General features: G+C 50.2%; 15 protein-coding genes. 12 read left to right on the plus strand and 3 right to left on the minus strand.

Going from position 1 to position 13692, the window contains the following annotated elements; genetic code table 11:
- The first annotated feature begins 218 nt into the window (after positions 1–218).
- From AC1RO5_RS28080 to AC1RO5_RS28090, 3 genes are all read left to right on the plus strand, one after another.
- Positions 219–629 (plus strand): MbcA/ParS/Xre antitoxin family protein, encoded by a 411-nt coding sequence (locus tag AC1RO5_RS28080; RefSeq protein WP_493178899.1) that lies wholly within the window; start codon positions 219–221, stop codon positions 627–629.
- Complete coding sequence (locus AC1RO5_RS28085) at positions 629–1306, plus strand: RES family NAD+ phosphorylase (RefSeq protein ID WP_493178901.1); 678 nt, start codon at positions 629–631, stop codon at positions 1304–1306. The genes AC1RO5_RS28080 and AC1RO5_RS28085 overlap by 1 nt, the downstream gene beginning before the upstream one ends.
- A gap of 257 nt (positions 1307–1563) precedes the next feature.
- Complete coding sequence (locus AC1RO5_RS28090; RefSeq protein ID WP_493178903.1) at positions 1564–1911, plus strand: type II toxin-antitoxin system RelE/ParE family toxin; 348 nt, start codon at positions 1564–1566, stop codon at positions 1909–1911.
- Here the strand turns inward: AC1RO5_RS28090 and AC1RO5_RS28095 are convergent.
- Positions 1908–2231 carry a helix-turn-helix domain-containing protein gene (locus tag AC1RO5_RS28095; protein WP_493178905.1) on the minus strand — a complete coding sequence of 108 codons (324 nt, stop codon included), beginning with the start codon at positions 2229–2231 and terminating at the stop codon, positions 1908–1910. The genes AC1RO5_RS28090 and AC1RO5_RS28095 overlap by 4 nt on opposite strands.
- Positions 2232–2604: 373 nt before the next feature.
- Here AC1RO5_RS28095 and AC1RO5_RS28100 point away from each other — a divergent pair, with 373 nt between their 5' ends.
- The 8 genes from AC1RO5_RS28100 to AC1RO5_RS28135 all read left to right on the plus strand — a co-directional run bounded on the left by AC1RO5_RS28100 (position 2605) and on the right by AC1RO5_RS28135 (position 10928).
- Entirely contained in the window at positions 2605–2826 is a 222-nt protein-coding gene (locus tag AC1RO5_RS28100; protein WP_305410811.1) for a tautomerase family protein, read from the plus strand.
- Entirely contained in the window at positions 2823–3479 is a 657-nt protein-coding gene (locus AC1RO5_RS28105; RefSeq protein ID WP_493178907.1) for a DsbA family oxidoreductase, read from the plus strand. Before AC1RO5_RS28100 ends, AC1RO5_RS28105 begins: the two co-directional genes overlap by 4 nt.
- A 43-nt stretch (positions 3480–3522) precedes the next feature.
- Entirely contained in the window at positions 3523–4233 is a 711-nt protein-coding gene (locus tag AC1RO5_RS28110; RefSeq protein WP_493178909.1) for an SDR family NAD(P)-dependent oxidoreductase, read from the plus strand.
- Between the two features lie 323 nt (positions 4234–4556).
- Positions 4557–4955: a carboxymuconolactone decarboxylase family protein gene (locus tag AC1RO5_RS28115; RefSeq protein ID WP_007939479.1), complete on the plus strand. Its 399-nt coding sequence runs from the start codon at positions 4557–4559 to the stop codon at positions 4953–4955.
- Positions 4921–5277: a hypothetical protein gene (locus tag AC1RO5_RS28120; protein WP_493178911.1), complete on the plus strand. Its 357-nt coding sequence runs from the start codon at positions 4921–4923 to the stop codon at positions 5275–5277. The genes AC1RO5_RS28115 and AC1RO5_RS28120 overlap by 35 nt, the downstream gene beginning before the upstream one ends.
- A 175-nt stretch (positions 5278–5452) precedes the next feature.
- Positions 5453–6202: a hydroxypyruvate isomerase family protein gene (locus AC1RO5_RS28125; RefSeq protein ID WP_493178923.1), complete on the plus strand. Its 750-nt coding sequence runs from the start codon at positions 5453–5455 to the stop codon at positions 6200–6202.
- 801 nt (positions 6203–7003) lie between these two features.
- On the plus strand, positions 7004–9142 hold the full coding sequence (locus AC1RO5_RS28130; RefSeq protein ID WP_493178912.1) for an ATP-dependent nuclease: 2139 nt from the start codon (positions 7004–7006) through the stop codon (positions 9140–9142).
- The gene (locus AC1RO5_RS28135) at positions 9105–10928 is read left to right on the plus strand and encodes a UvrD-helicase domain-containing protein (RefSeq protein WP_493178914.1); all 1824 of its coding nucleotides are present in this window, start codon (positions 9105–9107) and stop codon (positions 10926–10928) included. The genes AC1RO5_RS28130 and AC1RO5_RS28135 overlap by 38 nt, the downstream gene beginning before the upstream one ends.
- Positions 10929–11144: 216 nt before the next feature.
- Here the strand turns inward: AC1RO5_RS28135 and AC1RO5_RS28140 are convergent, their stop codons facing one another.
- The gene (locus tag AC1RO5_RS28140; protein ID WP_493178916.1) at positions 11145–12209 is read right to left on the minus strand and encodes a hypothetical protein; all 1065 of its coding nucleotides are present in this window, start codon (positions 12207–12209) and stop codon (positions 11145–11147) included.
- Positions 12210–12481: 272 nt separating this feature from the next.
- Positions 12482–13153, minus strand: coding sequence for a hypothetical protein (locus AC1RO5_RS28145; protein WP_493178917.1), 672 nt, complete (start codon positions 13151–13153; stop codon positions 12482–12484).
- A 354-nt stretch (positions 13154–13507) separates the two neighbouring features.
- Here AC1RO5_RS28145 and AC1RO5_RS28150 point away from each other — a divergent pair, with 354 nt between their 5' ends.
- Entirely contained in the window at positions 13508–13663 is a 156-nt protein-coding gene (locus tag AC1RO5_RS28150) for a hypothetical protein (protein ID WP_493178919.1), read from the plus strand.
- The last annotated feature ends 29 nt before the right edge of the window (positions 13664–13692 follow it).

A 13692-nucleotide genomic window follows, 5' to 3' on the forward strand; every position in this document is an offset into this window, starting at 1 on the left:
CGGTTTCGCGCTCTCGATTAAATTCTCTGCCCCTATAGTGTGCGTGTCAACGTGTGTGTCGGACCGTGTGTCGGCATCTTTTCAGGCTGCGGAAAAGCTGGCGTGAACGCTCTTTTCGACGGGGGAATAGATCAATACGTTTGCGAATTAAAAATTCATATTTGTTCGTATCTGTACTAGTCTGAGATCAAGACATCATATCCAAGGAGGCTATTCCCATGCCTGCCTCATCCACTGTCCTCAGCCCACAGCAACAACTCGACTCCCCCGAAGCCGGTCGAGTCGCGCTGAAGTTTTTCTTCAACCTCATGGATCGCTGGGGCTGTACCGCCGAGCAACAACGCACACTCCTGGGCAAAGTCGGTAATACGACTTTCTACAAATACAAACACCTGCCACCCAACGTGCGCCTGCCCCACGACACCCTGGAGCGCATCTCGTATTTGATGGGTATCCACAAAGCGCTGAGCATCATCTTCAGCAACAGTCGCGAACGTGCCTATACATGGGTCAGCAGCCCCAACACCGCCGCACCGTTCAATGGCCAGTCGGCATTGAGCTACATGCTGGCCGGTCGCGTGGTCGACATCGCTGATGTGCGCCGCTACCTCGACGGGGTACGCGGTTGATGGCGCCGGAACTGGCCGACCCGCAGTGGCCGCGGGCCTATCGGATCGTCAACAGCTGCTTCCCGCCGATCTCGTTGTTCGAAGACGTCCTCGACCCCGAAGACCTGCCCACTGCCTACGCGTTGGAAGCCCTGACCAACGATCGGCTGATGGAAGAAGCCGGTGTGCTCTCCCGAGTGCGCCCCGAAGACCGCATCTCCGGCCCCGGCTCCACACCGGTGATGGCCGCGTTTACCCACATCGGTAAAACCAGCCGCTTCACCGACGGCACCTTCGGCGTCTACTACGCCGCCAGCAGCCAGGCAGCGGCCATCGCCGAGACGAGCTATCACCAGGAACGCTTCCTCGCCGCGACCAACGAACCGGATCTTGAGTTGACCATGCGTACCTACGTCAACCGGGTGGTCAAACCTCTGCACGACATCCGCGCCGACTACCCACACCTGCACGACCCGGATCCCAACGCCTACGGTCCGGCCCAGGCCTTTGCCAGGCAACTGCGCGAAACGTTGTCCTGGGGATTGCTCTACAACAGCGTTCGATTGCCTGGGCATGAATGTGTTGCCGCCTTTCGGCCGCCAGCCGTGTCCATTCCCAAGCAGGGGAAGCATATTCGGTATGTGTGGAGTGCGAGCAGCAGGAAGATTTCGTTTGTGTTTGAAGTTAGTGAGATGTGAAGCCCGGTGAAACGCAACAAGCCCCGATTGATTCGGGGCTTTCCATGTCGTTAAGCGTGTAAATATCGCCAAAATTCGATTTTGATAACACGTGTTGCCAACATTTGGTCCGCGGTGACACGTAACCAAACGGACTACATCAAAAGGGGCTAAGTCCTACTGCGGAAATAGTCTGCGATGACTACTAAACAGCACCCTCTAAATCGTCTACTGAGGCGTTCGGAGGGCATCCACTGTTTCAGGTAGGAATCCATCATTTGAAGAGATTTGCATTTGTAAGTGAGGCTGCAACACGTGAGTACAAGGGCTTACCGAACTGGGTCCAGGATGAGTTCGGGAAAGACCTGATGCGTGTGCAGTACAGTGGAGATCCGGAGCTGGCAATTAAGCAGCTGAGTTCCATAGGCGCAGGGGCTATTGAGTTGATTATCAATGGTAGCCCGGCATACCGATGCATCTACATAGTGAAGTATGCGGACACCATTTTCGTCCTTCATTCGTTTGTGAAAACGACGAACGGAACCGATCGTCACGCAATGGCTGTTGCGCAAGATCGGTTGAAGGAATTGAAAAGGGAGCTACGAAAGATGGGTTACAACGTCTAGCAGGCGTGAGTTTTTGAAATGATGATCTGAGGTAAGGCGTCGGTATCGTTTGATGGCAGCGCAAAAGTGGTGCGAAAGCCGAGTTTATCCAACATGTCCATCATTGCATCAATCGTGAATTTCTCGATTTTGCCAGTGGTTAGCTCGGAGATACGCGATTGGGTCACGTTTAACCTGATCGCAGCTTCACTCTGTTTGAGGCCCAATTTTTTGATGCAGTCAGTAATGAATATTGATAGCTCCATTTTCAACGCCATTTTGCTGGCGACTTCCTCGTCGTGCGTGACATGGAACGGGCTATCGAAGAATTGAAGTGCCATTAGCATTTACCCTATTTCAGGAAATATCTAAAATTTTCGATAAGTAGAGGTTAGCCGATTGATCATTTTTTATGCAAACATTTTTTGTGCTTGTCGATCACCGGCAAAATTAGCGGCCACTGGCTGCGGTGCATGTTCTTCGAAAATACGAGGAGGTTTGTCAGCGCGGATTGAAGCCCTTTGACCGCTGTCGATGAGCCTTACGGTTAGGCCATATTTCCGGTGGCGTCTCAAATCAAAATCGACGTAGTCATTACGCCACGTAACTAATGATGTTCCCGCCCCCACCTTTATCCCCCCAAACCAACCTCTTACATTGATCTCCACACCACCTACCCATTCATCCCGAAGGGCAGGTCACTGGAGACTCATCATGCCTTTTGTCAGCGTACGCATTACCCGCGATGGCGTTACCTCAGAGCAGAAAGCCCAGGTGATCGCTGAAATCACTGAAACCCTGGAACGCGTCCTCAACAAACGCCCGGACCTGACCCACATCGTGATCGAGGAAGTCGACACCGATAACTGGGGCTATGCCGGTATCACCACCACCCAGTACCGCAAGCAACTGGCTGAGGCGGAGCGGCAGTCATGACCGCCTCCGTCACCATTGATTTCGTTTCCGATGTGGTGTGCCCGTGGTGCGCCTTGGGCGCGACGGCGCTGGAGCAAGCGATCGAGAACGTGGCAGGTGAAGTCTCGGTCGAGCTGACCTTCAAGCCTTTCGAGTTGAACCCGGACATGCCGGCGGCAGGCGAGAACGCAGTCGAGCACTTGATGCGCAAGTACGGGCGCAGCGCCGAGGACGTCGCCGCCGGTAAAGCGATGCAGATCGCTCGTGGTGAGGCCATCGGGTTCAAGTTCGATCTGGAGAAGCGCACCCACTTCCATAACACCTTCGATGCTCATCGATTGCTGTTGTGGGCGTTGCAGGAAGGGCGGCAGGTCGCACTCAAGAAAGCCTTGCTGCTTGCTTATTTCACCGACGGCCAGAACCCGAACGATCGCGAGACGCTGGTTCGACTGGCGGCGCAAGTGGGATTGGATGCGGCGAGTGCGCATGAGGCGTTGGTGTCCGGAGCGTTTGCCCAGGAAGTGCGTGAGCTTGAAGTGTTTTACCGCGAGCGCGGCATCAATTCGGTACCGGCCATGGTGCTGAACGGTCGTCACCTGGTGTCCGGTTCGCAATCGGTCGAGTACTACGAACAGATGTTGAGACAAATGGCGCAGGCGCCCGTTGAAGCCTGATTAATCACTTTTTAAAACCATTATTTATGAGTAGAGGTTCACCATGAGCAATTCGAAAAAAGTCATCGTTATTACTGGCGCATCCCAAGGGCTCGGCGCAGGCATGGTCAAGGCTTTCCGTGATCTCGATTACAAGGTTGTCGCCACCTCGCGTTCGATCAAACCGTCCACCGACCCGGACATCCTCACCGTAGCGGGCGACATCGGCGACCCGGCAGTCGCTCGGCAAGTCATTCGTGAAGCGATCGCACGTTTTGGTCGCATCGACACTCTGGTCAACAACGCCGGGATCTTCGTCGCCAAGCCGTTCACCGCCTACACCCCTGAAGACTATGCCGCGGTGCTGTCGGTGAACCTGAATGGTTTCTTCTACATCACCCAACTCGCGATCACCGAGATGGAGAAGCAGGGCAAAGGCCATGTCGTCAATATCACCACCAGCTTGGTGGACCACGCCATTGACGGTGTGCCGTCGGTACTGGCTTCGTTGACCAAAGGTGGCTTGAACGCGGCGACCAAATCCCTGGCCATCGAGTACGCCAAGCGCGGGATTCGGGTGAACGCGGTTAGCCCTGGCATCATCAAAACGCCGATGCACGGAGAGGAAACTCATGAAGCGCTGGGGAATCTGCACCCGGTTGGGCATATGGGCGAGATCAGTGATATTGCTCAGGCCGTTGTGTATCTGGACAGCGCCAACTTTGTCACCGGGGAAATTCTGCATGTTGATGGTGGGCAGAGTGCGGGTCACTAAGACCTGTGACTCCAAACCTCAAAAACAACAAAGCCCTCGCATTTCTGTGAGGGCTTTGTTTTGTATGTGCTCAGGTAACGTCGAGGAATTAAATCACCACGCCCTCTGTATCTTCCCCCGAGCCAATCCGCCAAGTTCTATAACCCCAAGTACTTAGTGGTACGTTATTACTCCCAAAAAAACTAAATCCATCCTGTTGTTTCTACGATATTTAAGAATTCATTTTTGGAGTCGTGATGCTGCCGGCTCTGGCATGGCCGCCAGGGAACTAAACTAGTTATATCTCTGTAGCAGATCTCTCTACAGAGGCTAGGAGGTGTCAAATGGCCATTCGTGATACCTATCAGGAAATTGAACAGACCCTGGGTCTGGTACCGGAGTGGATCAAGCAGATGCCGGAAGGCGGAGCGATCGGATTCTGGGGTGTAGCTCGGGATTTCTGGCTGGCAGATACCAAGATTCCTAATAAGTACAAGGAGTTGATAGGTCTGGCGGTGTCCGGGGCGACCCGTTGCAAGTATTGCGCCCTGTTCCATACCGAAGCCGCGCGCTTGTTTGGCGCGAGCGACGAGGAAATTTCCGAAGCCAGCTTTATGGGCTCGCTGACCATGATGGGCAGCACCTTTATTAACGCCCAGCAGATCGACTACGAGCAGTTCCGGCAGGAAACGCTGAGTATCGTCCGGTATGTCAAAGATCACTCGCAACCCAAAGCCGCGTAAGCCGTTGCGAGAACCTGCCCTTCGCCAGCTGACGAAGGATAAGTTGATTGCAATCACCAGCGATGGTCCCAGGACCACCGCTCGGTGGCAAGCGGCTGTATTGCGAGCCATCAGCGAACTAATGCAATACAGCGATACCGCCCGCGAAGAAAACCAAGACCTGCGCATCCCCTTCGCCAAAGCACTCCATGACCTCTATGCCGGACAGAAGTCCGACGCCGAGTTGACGGAAATGGTGTTGCTGATGCTGGAAGTGGAGACCGCCCCTTTTCTCGGCAAAGGGCCCGAGGCAGGAGCGGCATCCGGGAGCAATGGCCTCTGAGAAGTGGAAAAGGGACAACGTTATTTTCCTAAATGGAAATCGTCATATCCCAGGTTTGAGCAAAAAAGACCCGCACGATTTGAGCATGCTGACAACATCAACCTATAGTGCAGCGCTGGAGCTGCGAAGGATGCTCCAGGCTGATGATTTTCTTCCCAGGATGGATGTTTACCCAATGCTCAAGTTCAATGCTCATCTCGGTTTCCAATTCAATGAATTGCCTTTTCTGCAACGCATCGAAGCCGCCGCTGCAGCTGGTTTTCGGGCGGTAGAGTTCCCATCACCCTATGAATTCGATGCCAATCTCCTGGCCGACCATCTGGCTCAATACAGTCTGCCGTTGATTCAGTTCGCCGCACCGGCTGGCGTTACCAAAGGCATCGCTGCCTTGCAGGGCAAGGAAGAAGAGTTTCGCAACGGGTTGCCCCAGGCTGCCAGATATGCAAAAGCGCTGGCATGTTCGGATGTCCACATTATGTCTGGCGTTACGACGCAGGATGACGCAGGGCGTATCTTCGGGGGCAACCTGGAGTATGCCGTCAAGTACTTCGAGGATCAGGGGTTGCGGCCGCTTATCGAAGTAATTTGTACGCAGGAGATGCCGGGCTATTACATGTCTGACTTCAGCAAGGCGCAACAGATGCTGGAGACCTTCCCGAGTGTTGGGCTGATTCTTGATCTTTACCATGCCCAGCTTCTGACCGGAGACGCAGCAGATGTTCTGGCTCGGTTTTATGACAGAACCGTCCATGTGCAAATTGCCGACTGCCCGGGGCGTCACGAGCCGGGAACGGGGAGCATCGACTTTGCAGCCTTGTTCGCGGCGCTGGAGCAGCGTGGCTACACAGGATGGATCGGGTGTGAATACCGTCCTTCCGGTTCTACTGTAGCGAGTCTTGACTGGATTAAGCAGCTAACTGCTTAGTGCTTAAGTGAAATTGTGATGGGGCAGTGTGCAAGTAGATTTGGCGCAGGGGAGGGGTAAGACGGTATCTACAAGGGCTGTTTCTCTAGATGCCAGAAACAACAAAGCCCTCGCATTGCTGCGAGGGCTTTGTTTTGTATGGTGCGGCACCAGACGAACGGTATGTTTCGGCGAGACTAGGTTTTGCGGGCGTCTGGAGTTCGCTGGAAAATTCGGCGTACCCCAACTAGTAACTATAAATAAATCAGCTAGTTATAGCGTTCGGTGGAATCGAATTCGGGATTTTTTAGATGTGAGCACATTGTCGGTCTGTAAGTAATTCAGAGCCGCATACGAATGGTGAACCCTCCTGAATTTGAACGTTGTCAATCATCTTTTTCGTAGAGAATAGGCAGAAATCCGCCAAAAGCTGCCGTGGCGACAGGCAGCAGACGGCCGAGGCTGTGTAAAAACGTTTTTGAGCGCGATAGGTACTCAAAACCGGACTGAAAATCGTTCTTCTACACGAAATCCACATCTGCTGACGTGCCGATAAATTTCAGATTTAACGTAGACGCGCACACTTCAATTTTGGCGAAGCGTTTTTACACACTCTGGGCCATAAGCAGTCATTCTAAGGTTCCTATGAATCCGGGACCATTCACTGCAATCCATGCCACAGAGTGCGAACTCCTCGGCCCAGCATGCAGCACATCTATGAATAGAGAAGGCTGGCGTGTAACGCGAACGGAATGTGAATGGCAAGCAATTGGCGATCTGCTACTGTCGAGTTTTGCGATTCGCTTGCCAAGGACTGCATGTATGCACCTCTCTAAGGTTTCCCTCGTCAACTACCGGAATTTTGAATTCGCAAAATTCGTCCTCAAACCGGGCGTTAACACTATCATCGGGGAAAATGGTTCTGGAAAGAGCAATCTGTTCAGAGCCATCAGACTGCTCCTTGACTCCAATATTTACAGGGCAGCACACGAACTCTCCGAGGGCGATTTTTTCAGGAGAAAGACCTCATGGAAGGGGCACTGGATCATCATCAGCCTGGAATTTGATGACATCAGCACGGATGAAGCAATTCAGTCGTTATTTGTCCATCATGGCGCAATTATTTCCGGCAGCGCTGTCAACAAGGCCACATACAACCTGATTTTTCGCCCAAACTCGCACATTAGGACCAAACTTGCAGCGCTCTCAGCGGGTGACAAAGCGGGACTAGCCACTTTGCAGGAATCAGTGACCATTGACGACTATGAAGTGTGGTTTACAGGGCGGAGCGACGTCGATTTCACCGATCCCGCGTGTTATCAGGAAGTTGTCGGCGACTTCGACGCAGTCTTGTTTCCCCCTCTAGACTCCAAGCTGATAGGCAGCAAGATCCCTCACCAACTCTCGGTTGCCAAAGAGGTGTCATTCACCTTCGTCAAGGCGTTGAGGGATGTGGTGTCCGACTTTAATGGTAACCGGCAAAACCCACTACTCAACATGCTCACACGCAAAAGCCAAGAAATTGATAAATCCAAATATGAGACCATCACCAACACGGTCAAATCGTTGAATTCAGATATCGAGGCCCTCCAAGATGTGCAGGATGTCAGGACCGATATTAGGACGACGATAAGCGAAACGGCCGGTGATGCTTATGCACCGGCTAGCCTTCATATCAGATCAGATTTGCCAAGTGATGCGGAGAAATTGCTTCAGTCACTGAAGCTTTTTGTTGGCGAAACGGATGAGGAGTACGCCGGGGATATTTCAGAGCTGAGCCTAGGCGGCGCCAATCTAATCTACCTGACCTTAAAGCTTCTAGAGTTTAAATATCAGAAGCAACGTGAAACTGCAGCCAACTTTTTACTGGTTGAAGAGCCGGAAGCCCATATTCATACACATATTCAGAAAACTTTGTTTGACAACATAAACTACAACAACACCCAGATCATCTACTCGACTCATTCCACTCAGATATCCGAAGTCAGCAATATCGAAAGTGTGAATATTTTGGCTCGTAAAGGCGTTCGCTGCGAATCCTACCAGCCATCAGTTGCCCTCACTCGTACAGAAATTATCCATCTGCAGCGCTACCTTGACGCCACTCGCAGCAGCCTTCTGTTTGCCAGGGGAGTGATATTGATTGAAGGCGATGCTGAGGAATTTATCATTCCGGCACTCGTGAAGACAGTCATCGGTGTAAGCCTTGATGAGCTTGGCATCAGCTTGATTAATATCCGAAGTACCGGCTTTGAAAACATTGCCTGCGTATTCCACCCCTCTCGAATTCGTCGCAGTTGCAGCATCGTTACCGATCTGGACAAGGCTATTACTGGCACGGACGTCCTTGAGACAGACAGTGAAACCATTAGGGCGTACAAATCAAAAATCGCGGGCTCGGCAGAATCAGGCCGCGCGCGAATGACGCGCCTGGAAAACTACAGCCGGAACAACCCCTTCCTCCACTCGTACTACGCGCATCATACCTTCGAAGTCGACTTCTTAATGGCTGACAACACGCATGAAGTTATCAGCGTTGTCGATAGCGTCTATACCGACATACCCACTCGTCGTGCAGCGAAAGCAGAACTCAAGGATGCCGACATTGGTGTGGCGGGTAAAAGAATTCTGACGATGGCCAATTACCTTGGCAAAGGTTGGTTCGCCATATTGTTAGCCGACAATATCAGCCGGGTGACGAACATTCCTGAGTACATCCTCGAAGCAGTCTTAGGAGCTTGTGAAGAATTACCGCGCAAGACAAAGCTCAAGATCTTGAAGCACCGACTCGTCACTTTGACCACCGAAGGTTACTACGAAGAATTTTATGACCAGGCCATTCAAGCTCAGAGTCTGCTAGCCGAGTACGAGGACCGCGACCTACCATTTTCCACGTTGATCGCCGCACTGAGCGATCTGCTGAATGAAGATCCGATTCTGGCAACTTTCTTGGGTATTTAACATGGTGGATCTTGCAAGCGCTGGCCTTGATAGCAAACAGATTGCGGCCATCAAACACCCTGGCAGCGTGTTTCTAACGGCATGCCCGGGAAGCGGAAAGACGAAGACACTTACCTATAAGATCGCTACTGAACTGTTAAAAATTACTGATCACCGCAAATTCGTCGTGGCCATCACATACACACACCGTGCTGCAGACGAGATTCTGGAGCGTGTTGAGAGGTTGGGCCTGCCGACTGCGCAGCTCTGGATTGGGACGATACACTCGTTTTGCCTAGAGTGGATCATTCGGCCTTACGCGATCTATGAACCTCGCTTGGAAAGCGGATTCACAATCATCAATCAACCCGATACGGAGGCACTACTGGAGGAGTTGTGTAAGTCTACGAACTACCCAAAGATCAATCCGTATGATTGCGGTTATCACTTTGTTAACGGAAAAATAGCGTTCCTATGCTCTGACACAAAAAAACATACAAATGTACGCGACGTACTAAAACGCTACTTTGCAATTTTGAAGCAAGATAGGAAAATTGATTTCGAACTAATTCTGTTTTTTTCACACAAACTAATTTCTAAGCTCCCGGAGATCGCCAAACACTTAAGCAACTTATTCAACATCATATTGCTCGATGAGTATCAGGATACTAAAGAAATACAGTATCTGATTTTATTCTGCATATTTTCTTCGCGTCCTGATCAGACCCAGGCGTTTATCGTGGGTGATCGAGATCAGGCTATTTTTAATAGTCTCGGCGGATACGCCGTCGCTTTTGATGAATTCAAGTCAAAATCGAATCTCTCAATTGAGTCCCTCTCACTCGACCACAATTACCGCTCATCGACAAAAATCGTTGAGTATTTTTCCCACTACAGATTGCACCCTGGCCCGATAACTGCCCATTCCGAGCATAAGCATTATCACAGCATCATCAGCTACGACCATAAGACCCCAGCTAATAGTCTGGAAGATGAAGTCGAACGCTTAATCCGCTATAGCCTGTACGTGCAAGGGATTCGCCCTGAGGAAATCTGCATCGTCGGTCCTCAATGGCCTTCATTGGCTGCCATCACCCGACGTTTGATGAGCAGGCTTCCGGAATGCAGCTTCGATGGCCCTGGCATGATTCCGTTCGGAAGGGAACTTGACAATTTTTGGTACAAACTTAGCCGTTTATGTTTGTCAGACCCTGCACCGGATATGTATTTGAGAAGAGTTCGCTGGGCAGCTGAGGTGATAAGTGCCCTTGACGACGGAGGGATCAAGTGTGGCCATACCCCAAAAACCCTTTTAAAGGAGCTGAATACCATTCAGTTGACGGAGCAGAATGGCATGCAATACCTCGAGTTGTACTTCAGTAAATTTCTTCAACTGATACGAATACCTTCACTTGACAGCCATCCAAGCCTGCATATTCATTATCTGTCTTTTTTTGAGACCGCCCGTAAAAAGATAGCGCGTGCCAAAAACGATGGCTTAAATTTGATCGAGGGAATAGATAACTTCAAACGTGCTTTCCGACCAAGATCAGGTATTACAATTTCGACAATCCACGGCATCAAAGGCGCGGAGTTTGACAATGTGATCGCCTTTTCCCTGCTCCAAGGCATGGTTCCACACTGGGCAGATCCCAAGCAATTCGACAGCGCAAAAAAGCTACTCTATGTAATATGTTCGAGGGCACGGAAGAATTTATTTTTGATATCCGAGACCGGTCGGGGGAAAACGGCCACGAGCGAACTGGAAAACACTAATTACTCATATGACACCGTGCCTGAACGTTGATTTAATCGACTTGGCTAAACCTTTCATCTCCATTGTCGTCTGAATCACTGAGTCCGTGTCCGCTCAGCGCCAACAGCTCGCGACGGTAACGGCAGAGAGCGGCCAAGAGCCTCCGTTCGCTTGGTCAATTTCACTTAAGCTTGTAGAAAGACACGCTTGCACAAATAGGAACTCAGTGGACGGAAGGATCGACAGTTGAGCGAGTTGTCTCTCATACTACGGATATATACGGCCACGTTGAACTTCAAACCTTTCCGTATAACAATGCATCATGAGATCTCTATGAGCTTGATAGGGTTCGCCAGCATTTTTATTAACCAAGGCAATCTCCTTAAATGATGTTTTATTTAAAAAACCAACATCTAGGCGTGATGCGAAATTCATAAATTTCGAGATGTACCGATTTTCATATATATTTTGTATTTCTGCCTTTGCAAGGCACTCAATATGCACTCCGCACCTATTTAGGAATTCTTCTTTCTCAGCGACAGTGAACTCGGGAAACATATCAAAATCTACTTTCCAGTCACCATATATCCTGATCTGCTGCCAGGAGTGATGCTCCATGCTGTCTGCAATTAGAAAAAATTTAAATGGATTCGTAAATACCGAGGCCGGAAGAACTAAATAGTCAAGACCCGCATGAATTGTTAGGTGAACAAATTCGTGATATTCGTTATCTGGTACAACTATAAAGGCAACGTGGTGCGACTCAAAAGTAACATTTTTGTTGATGCGCCATTCTTTTTCCCAGCGCATATCATAATTTCGACCGTAAGCCTCTAATGCAAAAGGCTCATTGAAAACTAGCCGGCGAATTGATTCTTCATCTTCCTCATTAACATACCTTACAGGTATCATTCCCAAAGATTGAAGAAAGTCATGATAGAAGATGATTCCATACTCTGAGTTTCGAGCCTCAAAGTGCTGAGCTACTTCTTCCTGCGTACAATGCGCAAAACTAACGGACTTAATTTCCTGAGGGAGTCCTTTCCCCTTTTTGAACTTATTGGCATAAAAACCTTTTGGGTTTGCGGTTAGTTCTCTGTTGTTCAATAGCCTCAAGAACCTTTCTTTAGCTGAGAGCCCAGCTATATCCTTCACTACTCGCGCTGCCCCCACACCTTTCTCATATCTACAAGATGGATCGCTGACCACATGCAAAAACAATTCAACGTGATAGTCGCTGTAACGCTCTATTATTCCTTCGAATTTTTCTATTTCAGGATCAAAAAGATGTTTCTCTACAAAAGAGATTCTGCCATTGTTAATGGTTATCATAATATTTCCATTAGAGTGAAACGCCTCTAGCTTCGCAGATACGTCCGAACGGCTACTTTTGGCCGCTCTCTACCGTTCAAGACAGGTAGGCGTCGGCCAGAAGCCACTCACCAGAGGCAACTATTGGCTGACCGTGGATTATTTTGCGCTGTCTGTCAGGCCGGCGCAAAGAAGTCTTAACACCGAGTAAAGAATTGGTGGGGACTGGCTTCTTCGTGAGTGTCGATGCCATGGCGTAGAAATACCTTTTTTATCTGTTCTACTGATTTCTATTAACCCGTTCTAACCAATACTACCGCACGTGGAGTTGATGTATCACCTTTCCAAGAGGATTTCAACTCGTCGGCTTCGCGCGCCAATTCCAGCCCCTCCAGCAGTTCGTTCGGTAGCTCAGAATCAGGATGCATTTTACGGAGTGATGACAGCACACTTGCCAACCAATATCGCATTTCAGTGGCTCCAGATGAACCGTATAAAGTCTGTTGAAGAGGCGTACCTATCAAGCCCAATTCAAGAGCTCGTCCAAAGCCATACATACAGCAAGTCGTTGTGGCCTCATCATAGTGGCCAACTTTGCGGACCTGGCGTAGTGGAGTTCCCCACTGAAGTGTACCCGATCGTTTGGCGCTGTTTTTCAAAGGTCGAAGACCGTCTGCGACAAAGTAAGCAAAATCGAAACCCGAACCTTGCGGATAAAAGACACCGAATGTACCTACAGATGGTAGGAGAGCACTAGAAAGCAGGTCGTAGGGGAGATGAACTTTTGCTGTCGTAGCGCTTATTGATGGCCGGTTTGAGAGCAAGTCCCACTGTTCCAAGTTCGCACGAAAATTGTATGGAACAGACGCTGTGGTATGACATTCAAGCGAGTTGGTAGTGACCTTTGCTTGATTAAAAGTAACACGTGCACCGCTAGGATTACCCGCTGGGTAATGAATGATCATTACGTCACATAATTCACATCGAGGGACTGATCGGCCAACACCTCGAGTAGCGCTAAATCTCACTTGGTAACGATTACCATGATATTCCTGTGCCAGTGCGTTGGGCCCGAGTGCATTGAACGCGCGGATAAATGCACGAAAAAGCGCAATTTCACCACGAGCGCCCAGTGACTCTGTGCGAAAGGCATTCCGAAGGGCTGATCCAATCATTAGATTTATAGCTTCCTTAATTTCTAAAACCCTTGAGGGAGGTGACAATCTGCCAATTTAGCAACGATTCATCCCACCGGGGGCCTTTTGCTCAACGACCATACTTTCTGTGTCTAAGACTGGATATTTGAAGCGCGACCGAGCATGGCGATCGTAGCCATTGATATTGATATCGTCTATTGCAGGATTGAAGTCGTCGCGCGGGATCGCCAAGCGCGTACACACGAAGCCCGGCTGAGCGACTGCTTCTGGCCGTTTTCTGACCTTCGTTTAAAGGTTGAACTGCCAGGATTTTCCTAAGCGATGAGTGAGTAATTGCATGGTCAGCA

Source organism: Pseudomonas sp. GW822-FHT02G04 (assembly GCF_058802085.1).